This is a genomic window from Streptomyces sp. NPDC048411 (genome assembly GCF_040704695.1).
In the GTDB taxonomy this organism is placed as follows: Bacteria; Actinomycetota; Actinomycetes; order Streptomycetales; family Streptomycetaceae; genus Streptomyces.
In genome coordinates, this window is sequence record NZ_JBEZKL010000181.1 from 1 (window position 1) to 11,727 (window position 11,727).

11 protein-coding genes are annotated in these 11,727 nt (G+C 70.0%); 7 read left to right on the forward strand and 4 right to left on the reverse strand.

Translation table 11 applies throughout. The annotated features are described in order from the left end of the window. Positions 1-443: 443 nt before the first annotated feature. The 3 genes from AB0915_RS35560 (at position 444) to AB0915_RS35570 (ending at position 2,715) form a co-directional block, all read left to right on the forward strand. Positions 444-1,079 (forward strand): isochorismatase family protein, encoded by a 636-nt coding sequence (locus AB0915_RS35560; protein ID WP_366695006.1) that lies wholly within the window; start codon positions 444-446, stop codon positions 1,077-1,079. Positions 1,080-1,183: 104 nt separating this feature from the next. Next, positions 1,184-1,933, forward strand: coding sequence for an enoyl-CoA hydratase/isomerase family protein (locus AB0915_RS35565; protein ID WP_366695007.1), 750 nt, complete (start codon positions 1,184-1,186; stop codon positions 1,931-1,933). Positions 1,934-1,944: 11 nt separating this feature from the next. Beyond that, the gene (locus AB0915_RS35570; RefSeq protein WP_366695008.1) at positions 1,945-2,715 is read left to right on the forward strand and encodes an SDR family oxidoreductase; all 771 of its coding nucleotides are present in this window, start codon (positions 1,945-1,947) and stop codon (positions 2,713-2,715) included. A gap of 302 nt (positions 2,716-3,017) precedes the next feature. On the opposite strand, the gene AB0915_RS35575 is transcribed toward AB0915_RS35570, so the two are convergent. After that, positions 3,018-3,749: a hypothetical protein gene (locus AB0915_RS35575; protein ID WP_366695009.1), complete on the reverse strand. Its 732-nt coding sequence runs from the start codon at positions 3,747-3,749 to the stop codon at positions 3,018-3,020. Positions 3,750-4,111: 362 nt separating this feature from the next. On the opposite strand from AB0915_RS35575, the gene AB0915_RS35580 reads away from it, so the two are divergent. From AB0915_RS35580 to AB0915_RS35590, 3 genes are all read left to right on the forward strand, one after another. Further along, complete coding sequence (locus AB0915_RS35580) at positions 4,112-5,050, forward strand: LysR family transcriptional regulator (protein ID WP_366695010.1); 939 nt, start codon at positions 4,112-4,114, stop codon at positions 5,048-5,050. Between the two features lie 172 nt (positions 5,051-5,222). Next, complete coding sequence (locus AB0915_RS35585; RefSeq protein WP_366695011.1) at positions 5,223-5,936, forward strand: SDR family oxidoreductase; 714 nt, start codon at positions 5,223-5,225, stop codon at positions 5,934-5,936. A gap of 33 nt (positions 5,937-5,969) precedes the next feature. Beyond that, positions 5,970-6,341 carry an SgcJ/EcaC family oxidoreductase gene (locus AB0915_RS35590; protein WP_366695012.1) on the forward strand — a complete coding sequence of 124 codons (372 nt, stop codon included), beginning with the start codon at positions 5,970-5,972 and terminating at the stop codon, positions 6,339-6,341. 443 nt (positions 6,342-6,784) lie between these two features. Here the strand turns inward: AB0915_RS35590 and AB0915_RS35595 are convergent, their stop codons facing one another. The 3 genes from AB0915_RS35595 to AB0915_RS35605 are packed head-to-tail and all read right to left on the reverse strand — an operon-like array spanning position 6,785 to position 9,041. Continuing rightward, a complete protein-coding gene (locus AB0915_RS35595; RefSeq protein ID WP_366695013.1) occupies positions 6,785-7,885 on the reverse strand; it encodes an LLM class flavin-dependent oxidoreductase in 1,101 nt (366 codons plus the stop codon). Then, positions 7,882-8,541 (reverse strand): NAD(P)-binding domain-containing protein, encoded by a 660-nt coding sequence (locus tag AB0915_RS35600; RefSeq protein WP_366695014.1) that lies wholly within the window; start codon positions 8,539-8,541, stop codon positions 7,882-7,884. Before AB0915_RS35600 ends, AB0915_RS35595 begins: the two co-directional genes overlap by 4 nt. Next, positions 8,538-9,041, reverse strand: a complete 504-nt coding sequence (locus AB0915_RS35605; RefSeq protein WP_366695015.1) for a MarR family transcriptional regulator — start codon at positions 9,039-9,041, stop codon at positions 8,538-8,540. The genes AB0915_RS35600 and AB0915_RS35605 overlap by 4 nt, the downstream gene beginning before the upstream one ends. 564 nt (positions 9,042-9,605) lie before the next feature. On the opposite strand from AB0915_RS35605, the gene AB0915_RS35610 reads away from it, so the two are divergent. Further along, the coding region (locus tag AB0915_RS35610) for an ATP-binding protein (RefSeq protein ID WP_366695016.1) at positions 9,606-11,727 on the forward strand (2,122 nt) is incomplete at its 3' end.

Below are 11,727 nucleotides of genomic sequence, written 5' to 3' on the forward strand. Positions count from 1 at the left end.
TCACCTCGGGCGGAAACCGGTAACCCCTGTACGACTACGGTGCCGTCCCGCTCTCCACCCGCAGCCATTCCCCGCAACGATCTACACCAAGATCATCTCACGGCCCGAGCCGAACCTGACAACGCCCTCCTGCGGGCTGCCGACGGTCAGCGGGGTACGGGCCATGCAGTCGTCGAGCGAACTACCCAGGAAGACCGGGGGGCATGGTGTCCGCCTTTCCGGGGCCCTCGTCGTCATGCCGTGCTCCGGGGCCGCCCGACGGGGCGGCCCATGGTCACGGCCCATGCTTCGGGCCCGGGTGCGATCCGCACATCGGTCATCCGACCGTCGCCCGCATGCCCTGTATCGACAGTTGTTTGACCGATGTGGCCGGCGCTGCCGTTCACAAGACTCTTTCTCAGCGGATTCGCCGCCGTACCCACTGAACTGAAGGGAAGACCACCGTGTCCGAGAACCAGAACGAACTCACCATCGAGAACTCCGCCGTCGTCCTGATCGACCACCAGCCGGCCATCGCGATGGTGACCGCCCCGCCCTCGCAGACCGAGCTGATCAACAACGTGACCGGGCTCGCGAAGACGGCCAAGATCCTGGGCGTGCCGACCGTACTGACCACGGTCGGTGCGACCGGCGGCCCGCTGGACGACCCGATCTTCAAGGAGATCAGCGAGGTCTTCCCGGACCACAAGCCGATCGACCGGGTGACCACCAACGCCTGGTCGCACCCCGACGTACGCGCGGCGGTGGAGGCCACCGGGCGCCGGAAGCTCGTGATGGCGGGTCTGTCCACCGACGTCTGTCTCGCTCAGGCCGTCCTGGGCGCGCTCAAGGACGGGTACGAGGTGTTCTTCGTGTCCGACTGCTCGGCCGGCGTCACCCGGGAGGCACACGAGGACGCCAAGACCCGCCTCACGATGGCCGGCGCCAGGCCGATCAACTGGACCGCGCTGCTCAGCGAGTGGACCCCGGAGATCACCTCGCCGGAGCGGGGCGCTCTCACCGACGTGCTGTCGCGACACGGTGGCGCGTCGGCGCTGTGGATCGACTACGTACTGGCGCAGGGCCCCAAGGGCAAGTGACGGCGCCCGAGTCCGTACGGTGACCGCTGTGGCTTGTGCTCGCCACGTCCGCGCGACGTGATGCCCAGCCACAGCGGCACCCTGTCCTTGAGGATGCACACAGAATGAGCAGTTGGACCCGCGAATACCGCGATCCGATCGCATTGCTGACCTACCGCAGGCCGCCGGACAGCCTCCTCGATCCGGAGTCCCTCGCCGAACTCGGGGGCATGTTCGAGGAATTCGCCCGGAACACCGACCGGGTGAAGCTCGTGGTGATCACCGGCGGCAGCGACGGGTACTTCGTCAACCACGGTGACCTGAAGCAGCACCCGGACTGGTTCACCCCGGGCCAGGACGGAGCGATCCACTCTCCGGGATTCGACGCCTACCTCGACTCCTTCCACCGGATCGAAGAACTGCCGCAGCCGACGATCGCCGCGATCGACGGACTCGCGTCGGGCGGCGGGAGCGAGCTTGCGCTGGCCTGCACCATGCGGGTCGGTTCACCACGCGCCCGACTGCGACAGTCGGAGGTGCCGGCCGGAATCATGCCGGGGGCGGGCGGCACCGTCCGGCTGTCCCGTCTGGTCGGATCCGCCATCGCGGCCGAAGTGGTCCTCAGCGGGCGCCCCTTCACCGCCGATGAGGCGTATCGGATCGGCTGGCTAAACGCCGTACTTCCGGCCGAGGGCTTCGTCGACCACACGATCGAATGGGCGCAGCAGTTCGTACGACACTCGGGCCCGGCCCTGATCGCCGCCACCCGGTCCATCCGGGAAAGCGGCCAACTGCCCCTCCGTGACGCGCTGGCGAGGGAACGCGAGATCTTTCTGCGCCACCTCGCCACCACCGACATGGTCGTCAAGCCTTAAGGAAGAGCGAGATGCGTGGACTGAAGGACAAAGTGGCCGTCATTGCCGGCGGAGCGCCCGGCGGCATCGGTGGTGCGACCGCCGTCCGACTGGCCGAGGAAGGCATGTCGGTGGTCGTGGCCGACCTCAACGAGTCGGCCGCTCAGGAGGTCGCAGCAGGGATCCGGAAAACCGGCGGTGAAGTCACGGCCCGGCAGTTCGACATCAGAGACGAGGATTCGTACGCCGGCCTCATCGACTTCACCGTACGTACCTATGGACGTCTGGACGGGTTGTACAACGTAGCGGCCGACCTGTCCCCCGCCACGATGAGCGGCGACGTCGATGTCACCTCGGTGCCGCTGGACCTCTGGCAGCGGACGATCGACATCACTCTGACCGGATACATGCTCGGCACCCGCCATGCACTGCCGGTCATGCTGAGGCAGGGCAACGGATCGATCGTCAACACGATGTCGAGCGCGGTCTGGGGCGGTGGGACCACGAAGGTCGCCTATCAGGCGTCCAAGAGCGGCCTCCTGGGGCTCACGCGGCACACGGCGAGTCTCGGCGGGAAGCACGGGGTGCGCTGCAATCTGCTCTCCCCCGGCGTCACCCTCACGGCCGCAGCCCTGGCGTCGACCACCGAGGAATGGCGGGACCAAGTCCTGGCATCGGTACGTTCCCCCCGTCTCGGCAAGCCGGAGGACATGGCCGCGATGGTGGCGTTCCTCTTCTCGGACGACGCCGCCTTCATCAATGGCCAGTCGTTCCTGGTCGACGGCGGCGCACACTTCAACTGACGGACGGACCCGGTGACTAGAGGTCGGCCAGGGTCCGCTCCAGCCACCGCACCCACAACGTCTCGAGGTCGGTCCCGGCCCGCAGCACCGCATGCTGCAGATCGATCGTGCGGCTCTACTGAAAGTCATACAGGACGGCGGAGGCCCGGATATCTTCAGCAGGCGGAGCGCCGGTGAGCCGCTCCGCCTGCGCATCGCTGTGGTGATCGCCTTGCTTTGAGTGGGTACTGCACACTCCATATCCACACATCCATTGCCCACCCCGATGGCCGGCGGGCCAACTGCGGGCGAAAGGAAACGTCCTAACCGAACGTGATGTCGGTGATGTCGATGGCGACCGCGACCTGGTCCCTGAGGATCCGGCCACTGCCATCCCGGGCGTAGACACGGCGTCGGGTTGGCACGAGGATCCCGTCGAAGTCGCGGTAGTCCGACGGATAGTGTACGGCGTCACCGCCGCCCAGAATGTCGACGCTGTAGTCGAGGCGGCGCAGCAGCCCCGACTCGTCGAAGTGGTAGGTCTGACGCCGCGTGTGGGTCACGATGTCGTCGGGATACGTGACCCGCAGGCTACGCCAGCTCTGCCCCTCCTCCTCGCAGGGGTCGATCTCCTCGGCCAAGAAGCCCGGGCGGGTGAACACGAACGGGGCTGTGAAGTAGTTCCAGTTGGCCTCGCTGGCGAAGTAGGCCACCTGGAGCTCGTCCCAGGGCGACTCGCGGGTCAACCCGTCGAACGACGCAACGGGGTTGAGCCGCTCGGTGACCAGGGCGCCGTCGCTGGTCATGACGGCCTGCCGGTACGGCTCCCAGGTCACGTACCGGCCCGGCACCGGGAACGGGGAGATGGTCAGGCTTTGGTCGCGTGTCGTTCCCTCCAGCGCCACGCAGCTCAGGAGCCCCGATCGGGCCTTCAGATCCCAGATGGCGCCGGTGATTGATACGAGCGCGTTGAACCGAGAGATCCGTTCCCATCGCGCCAGGCCCCCGTGCGCCCTCACAGCCAGCTCCAGCAGGTCGGTCACAGCCGCTCCCATGAGCACGAGCTGAGAGCCGTCGGGGCGGCTTCCCAAGCTCTGGAACTGACAGCGTGGATCGCGTTCGCATGCAGGCCACCGGGGAATCCCCCGGGACCCGCGAGCCGGAATCGGCGCCGGAGCGCCCGCAGGTTGCTTCCTTGCTGTGTCATGGGATAGACGGTCTCCGCCACCCGCTCTCTTCGCACCCGTGGTGCCCCTGGTCTCCACCCTGGTCCAACGCTCCCTGTTCGTCCAGAACCGATCCAAGGGCCGCGCACACACCTTCTCCACTCCCACTACATTCCGCACGATGCGTCCTGACCAGGCCACATAGCGAAACGCTACTGGAGTACTAGTGCCAGCCTCCCAGTGCCCATAGCATGGCGGGCGTGGAGCTGCGTCAACTGCGGTACTTCGTCGCGGTCGCCGAGGAGCTCAACTTCGCCCGGGCCGCCAATCGGTTGCTGATCGTCGGCCCGTCGCTGTCCCAGCAGATCAAGGCGCTCGAACGCGACCTGGGGGTAGATCTGTTCGACCGTGACCGGCGTTCGGTGTCGCTCACTCCGGCTGGCACCGCGCTGCTCCCACATGTGCGCGCGCTGCTGGAGCGGGCAGACGACCTGCGGCGCCGGGCGGGTCGGCTGTCCGGTTCGGAACCGGTCCGGCTGGGCTACGTCAACTGGCTGCCCGCCGACCTGACTTCCCGCACCTCCGCGGTGGCGCGGGTGCATATCGACGCCTGGGTCGCGCCGTCGCACGCCCAGGCCGTCCGAGTCGCCGACGGCAGCCTGGGCCTGGCGGTGTGCTGGGTGCGGGCCGAGGACCTGAAGCGACACGGTCTCGCCGCTCGGCTGGTTGGCGCCGACCGGCTCTACAGCGTCTCCGCGCAGGCGGGCACCGGCACGGTGCGCGCCCGGGACGCCGTCGTGCTGCTGGACCAGGACGCCACCTCCTGGTCGTCGTGGAACGTCTACGCCGAGGAGCTGGCCCGAGACACGGGTGCCTGCGCGGAGCGGATCACCGACGGCGGCGTCACCGGCCCGGCGTTCTTCGACCACGTCCGGCGCATCGGACGCCCGGTCGTCAACTGCCCCAAGGGCCAGACCGCGGTGCTGCCGCCCGACCTGGTCCAGCGCCCGGTGGCGGCGCCGGAGATCCACTGGACGTGGTCGCTGGTGCGGCGCGTCGACGAGGTCCGCCCGGTGGTGCTCGCCGTGGTCGACGCACTCTGCGACGGCGTCGGGGACCTCGGCCTGCACGGCCCGGGCGTCTGGCCCGAGGGCGACCCGCACCGGCACAAGGGCGCTGACCTGGGTTAGGAGACCCTGCCTTCCAGCAAGGAGGAAGCCGGTCCCGGCGTCGGGCCGGTGCGCCGTTGCCCTTCGCGCGCCGGCCTGCCTACCGTCGAGGTGTCGACCGGCGGACAGAGCCGAGGTCGAGGAATCCCACTCGTGACCGAGCCGTGCTCGGCCCCATCTTCGGAGGTTTGTCATGAGCAATTCAATTCAGAGGGTCGCCGTCATCACCGGCGCCTCGCAGGGCATCGGTGCCGGCCTGGTCGACGCCTACCGCAAGCTCGGCTACGCCGTCGTCGCCACCTCGCGCTCGATCGCCCCCGCCGACGACGCGGGCGGGGTGACCGTCCAGGGCGACATCGCGGACCCAGCCACCGCGGAACGTGTCATCACCGCCGGCATCGAGCGGTTCGGCCGCATCGACACCCTCGTCAACAACGCGGGCATCTTTGTCGCCAAGCCATTCATCGACTACACCGCCGACGACTACGCCGCCGTCACCGGGGTGAACCTGACCGGCTTCTTCCACCTCACCCAGCTGGCCATCGGGCAGATGCTCTTGCAGGGCGGCGGCCACATCGTCAACATCACCACCAGCCTGGTCGACAACGCCGACGCCAACGTCCCGTCTGTACTGGCCTCGCTGACCAAGGGCGGCCTGCAGTCCGCCACCAAGTCCCTCGCCATCGAGTACGCCACCCGCGGCATCCGCGCCAACGCCGTCTCGCCCGGCACCATCCGCACCCCTATGCACGCGGAGGAGACCCACCAGTTCCTCGCCGACCTGCACCCCGTCGGGCGGATGGGCGAGGTGGGCGACATCGTCGACGCGGTCGTCTACCTGGAGAACGCGCCATTCGTGACCGGCGAGATCCTCCACGTCGACGGCGGCATGAGCGCCGGCCACTGACCCCCCACCATCAACTCACCGGGGAGAACCGTGATGAACAGTACAAAAGACAGTCAAGCGATCCTGCGCGACGTCCTCGACCAGTGGAAGGCGGCCGTCGACAAGCACGAACCGGAACAGGTCGCCTCCCACTTCACCGAGGACGCGCTCTTCCAGGGGCTGCACCCGTACAGCGTCGGACGGTCGGGCATCGCCGCCTACTACGCCTCCCAACCCCTCGGCCTGACCGCCGACTACCGAATCCTGGAAACCAGACGCCTGGCCGACGACCTTGTCCTTGGCTACCTCAGCGTGGACTTCTCCTTCACCGACCGGCCGACGCTCGGCGTGTACCTCAGCATCCTGCTGAAGCGCGTGCAGGACGGCTGGGCCATCGCCCACTACCAGGTCTCCCACCTGGACTGACCGCTTCTCGAACGGCCCCCCGCAAGGAAATGGGGCTCCCAACAGCACATCACCGCCGGGGAGCCCCGTTACCTACACCTGCGGGCGTACTGCGGACGCCGAGCGGCTGCGGCGGCACGCCGAGGCCGTTGGTGAAGGCGTGTAGTCAGGGATACTCCTCTGCTCGGGCCCGGGTGATCCACTCGGTCAGCAGCTCGGCGTTGCCGTCGGCAGCGGTGAGCAAGGCAGCGAAGTTGCGCACCAGGCCGGCGACGGGCCAGCCTCATCCGAGTGGTGCGACAACTCATCCGATCGAAGCTAGGACCTGCGATTTTGCCTCATCGGCGGCCTGAAAGTCAGCACCGAACCAGCACCGGGACCCAACGTGTCACGCGGCCGTAAGACCGGCAAGTAGCCTGCCAGGGGCGGCCGACGACCACGTCTGCCGCCCCGCCGACGGTGCTTCAGAGCCCAATGCCCTCCTGCTCGGCGATCAGTTCCCGGACCCGGGGTACGACCTTCGTCCCGTACAGCTCGATGGCCTCCATGATCTCCCGCTGGGGCATCTGAGGCATGGCGAACTTGAGGTTGAAACGGGTCGCGTCCAGCTGCGGCAGATTGGCCGCGATCTTCCGGGCGACCGTCTCGGGCGAGCCGACGTACAGCGCACCGCTCGAGCCGACTTCGTTCCTGAACTGCTCGATGGTGGGCACCCGGAAGCCGCGGCTGGGGACGAGGCGGCGCATCATCTCCTGCATGCGGGGGATGAACTGCTCGAAGGCCTCCTCGTCGGTGGCGGCTATGTGGCCCGGGGTGTGCAGTCCGATCGGCAACTGCGGGCGGCCGATGTCGGCGCGCACCCCGCGGTAGAGCTGCGTGAACGGCTTGAAACGCAGCGGGTTGCCGCCGATGACGGCCAGCAGCAGCGGGAAGTCCAGTTTGGCGGCGCGCAGCACGGACTGCGGGTTGCCGCCCACGCCGATCCAGGTCGGCAGCGGGCCGTTCTCCGTGAAGGGGACGATGTCCTGGTCGGTGAGCGCGGCCCGGGTGGTGCCCTCCCAGGTGATCGGGCCGCCGTTGCGGATCTGGGCGAACAGGCGGGCCTTCTCGTCGAACAGCACGTCGTAGTCGGCCAGGTCGTAGCCGAACAGCGGGAAGGACTCGGTGCTGGAGCCGCGCCCGAGGACGACCTCGGCCCGGCCGCCGGACAGGGCGTGCAGCGTCGAGTAGCGCTGGAAGACCCGCACCGGGTCGTCGGAGCTGAGCACCGTGACGGCCGAGCCCAGACGGATGCGCTCGGTGCGGGCGGCTATCGCGCCCAGCACGACGTCTCCGGCCGGCATGGGGAAGTCCTCGGTGTGGTGTTCGCCGATGCTGAAGACGTCCACGCCGACCTGGTCGGCCAGCACGCCCTGCTCGACGACGTCGCGAATGGTCTGGGCGTGGGACAGAGGCCGGCCCTGCTCGTCGGCGCCGCGGTCGCCGAAGGTGTCCAGCCCGAACTCCAGCGGGAACGCCTTCGCGGCCTCGCTGTATCCGGAGCCTGCGGCAGTGGGAGTGGTCATGATGAAACCTCCTGGTCGAATCGGTCGCGGGTGAGGTCGGCGCCGAAGACGGGTCCGCCGGGCTGGAGTGCCCGGCCCGCCGCCAGAGTCGGCAGGGTGACCGTGTCGTAGCCGACGCGGTCGAGGATGGCGGCGGTCAGGGCCGCGGCCGCCGGGTCGTCGCCGGCGACGCCGAGGGAGCGGCGGCGCGGGGAGCCGGCGGGGCGGCGGGACTCGTCGAGCTCGTGGTAGCCGATGTGGTTGAGGGTCTTGACGATGGTCGCGCCGGGCAGGTGGGCCTGCACGATCTCGCTCGAGCCGAGCGACGGGTTGTCGAACAGGGCTTGCACGCCGTCGGTCGGCGGCCAGTAGTTCATGGTGTCGATCACGATCTTGCCGGCGAACCGGGCTGGGTCGAGGTCGGCGAAGCGGTGCAGTGGCAGGGCGAGGATCACGACGTCGGCTTCTTCGATCGCGTCGGCGGCCCAGCGCGGTTTCGCGTCGGGGGCCAGGAACGACATGATCAGCGCGATCTTCTCCGGATCGCCGGAGGCCGCGATCGAGACCGGGTAGCCGGCTTCGGTAAGAACCTTGGCCAGCGCCGGACCGGTGTGACCGGCGCCGAGGACGGCGATGTGGGGCGGAGGCTCAGGAGTCGGCGGGGTGTGGGTCGTCATGAGTCACGCTCCGGGGACAGGTGGTGGCGCAGGCTGGTGAGGATGTCGTCGAGCGCGGCGAACTGGTCCGGGCTGAGGGCGTCGGCGAAGAGCTCCTTGATCGCGCGGGCGTGCGGCGCGGTGGCGGCGCGGAAGGACGCAGCTCCCGCGTCGGTCAGGACGATCTCGGTGCCGCGGTTGTCCTCGGCGCAGTCCTCCCGTCCGATCAGTCCGCGCTTCTCCAACCGGCCCAGCTGGTGGGAGAGACGGCTGCGCGTCCAGTCGATGGCCGCGGCCAGCATGGACGACCGCAGCCGTCGGCCGGGCACCTCGCTGAGCGCGAGCAGAACGCGGTAGTCGGCCGGCGACAGGCCCGAGTCCTCGGTCAGCCGCGCGCCCAGGCGCCGCTCCAGCTCACCCGTGGTGTCGATCAGTGATCGCCAGACGGCCAGTTCCGCTGACGTCAGTCGACGCCGCGTCGATGCAGGGCCGGCATCGGCCCGAATCGGTCGCTCACTCACCAGGCGCCTCCCGCCATGTAATTGATGCATCAACAGTAAGCCAATCTAATTGAAGCGTCAACCATGGAGCTGGCTCCGGTGGCCAGCTGCCGCAGCGCCCGGCTCGGAGCATCGGAACAGGTGGGACGGCGTCGCTCGCGGTGCCACGCCTCGCGGATCTGCTGCGGGTGACCTCGTTCGCGCCTGTGGGCCCCAAGGGGGCCGCGCCCTGGCCCGGCCCCCCGGGCACGGGACCAGGGTGCCCCAGGGGCCGACCAGGGACTCCACGGGCGCGAACCCGGTACCCGGACGAGCAAGCTGACCGGCACGACGGCCGCACCGGGCCCGCCGACACCGGAACCGGAGACCGCCATGACCCGCAACCACCGGTTCGTCCCCGCCGCCTCCTCCGCTGCCCTGCTCAGGACCCCGGCCCTGGCGCCGGTGCCGACGGTGGCCCGATCCGGGCCACCTGCTGAGCACTCCGGGGAAGGTGGGTCAGGCTCCGCGCGGCCCGGAGCCCGACCCCGGATACGTGCGGCACGCAGCGCAGCCGGCCCGGACAACGGAAGCGAGACGAGAGCGATGACTGTGAGCGGACCATGGAGCCGGCGCTCCCAGATCGTCGGCCGCATCCAGGACGTGCAGCAGGTGCGGGAGTTCCTCGAGGACAGGGCCGGGCGCGGCCGGGGCCTGCACGTCGTCGGCGAGCCCGGCGTAGGGAAGACAACGCTGCTCGACGCAGTGGCCGAGGCGGCGGCCGAGGCCGGGATCCGCGTACTGCGCGCCGACGGCGTCGAGTTCGAGGCGGACGTCCCGTTCGCGGGACTGCACCAGATCCTGACGCCCGTGCTGGACGACGTCGAGCACCTGCCGTCCGAGTACCGCGCGGCCCTCGGGGTCACGCTCGGCTTCGACGCCGGGCCGACCCCGGACCGGTTGCTCCTGGTCAACGCCACGCTGGCGCTGCTCCGCCGCGGCGCGGCCGAGGCACCGCTGCTGCTGATCGTCGACGATTTGCCGTGGCTGGACCGGGCCAGCGCCGTGGTCCTCGGCTTTGTCTCCCGCCGCCTGTGCGGCACCCGGGTCGGCTTCCTGGCCGCTTCGCGCACCGGCGGGGAGAGCGTGTTCGACCACGGCGGGCTGGACGAGTTCACGCTGGCGCCACTGGACGACGATTCCGCGCACCTGTTGCTCGCCGCGCACTACCCTGGGCTCGCCGCCCGTGTCCGGGCCCGGGTGGTCGCCGACGCCCGCGGAAACCCACTCGCCCTGCTGGAGCTGCCGGCCGAACTCACCGGGGCGCAGCAGGCCGCGATGGAGGACCTGCCGACCGTACTGCCGCTGAGCGAGCGGCTGCGGTCCCTGTTCGCGGCACGCGTGAACGCCCTGCCCGAGGCCGGCCGCCGCCTGCTGCTCCTGGCGGCCTTGGACGGCACCGGCGACCCCGGCGTGCTGCGCCGCGCCGCCGGGCCGGGCCCGTCCGCCCTGGCGGCCCTGGCCTCGGCCGAACGCGAACGCCTGATCCTGATCGACACCGACGCCCGGCGCCTGACGTTCCGTCACCCGCTGATCCGCGCCGCGGCCGTGGCCGCCTCAACTCTGGCCGAGCGCGGTGCCGCGCACCTGGCGCTGGCCGAGGCGCTGGCCGACCAGCCGGAGCGCATGGCCTGGCATCTCGCCGAGGCCGCCATGCAACGGGATGAGAAGGTGGCCCGACTGTTGCAGGATGCCGGGCACTCGGCACTGCGCCGCGGCGACGCGGTCCGCGCTGTCGCCGCCCTGACCCGGGCGGCCGATCTGAGTCCGACCGCGGGCGACCGCGGACGGCGCCTGGCCGAGGCGGCCTACATCGGCGCCGAGTCGACCGGCGACGTCGCCAACGCGTCGGACCTGCTGCGGCGGGTGCAGAGCGACGATCCCCTCGGCAGCGGCGCGCTGTACGCGGCGGCCGCGGCGGTGTACGTCCTGACCAACACCGGCGCCGACCTCGACGTCGCGTACCGGCTGCTGACCGCGGCGATCGAGGAGGCCGGACCGGCGTACGACGCCGACGACCCCGCTCTCATCGACGCGTTGCACACCCTGCAACTGGTCTGCTGGTGGAGCGGCCGCGAGGAACTGTGGCCGCCGTTCATCGACGCGGTGGACAGGCTGAAACCGGCCCCGCCACCGGTGCTGGCCCTGGCCGCGCGGACGTTCCCCGACCCGGCGCGCACCGGCGTCGCGGCCCTGGCCGACCTCGACGAGGTACGCGGGGTGCTGCGTCGCACGCTCGATCCCACGCTGCTCGTACGCGGCGCAACCGCCACGGTCTATCTCGACCGGGTCGGTGAACTGAGGAACCGGCTCTGGGAGTTGGTGAGCTCCGGCCGGAGCGGCGGCGGGCCGGTCCGCGGGCACCTCGGGGCGCTGATGCACCTGTGCATGGAGGACTTCCTGACCGGCGACTGGGACGAGGCTCAGCAGTTGGTTGACGAAGGCCTGGAGCTCTGCGATGCCGGATACCCCTTCTTCGCCTGGTACTTCCAGTTCAACCAGGTGCTGCTGCACGGCGCGCGTGGCGAAACCGAGGCCGGCAACGCCCTGGCAGACCGGATGGTGCGCTGGGCGACGCGCCGCGGCGTCGGGGCCGCCGCGGCCTTCGCCCACCAGGCGCGCACCCTGGTCAGCCTGGGCGGCGGCGACTACGAAGCGGCCTACCGGC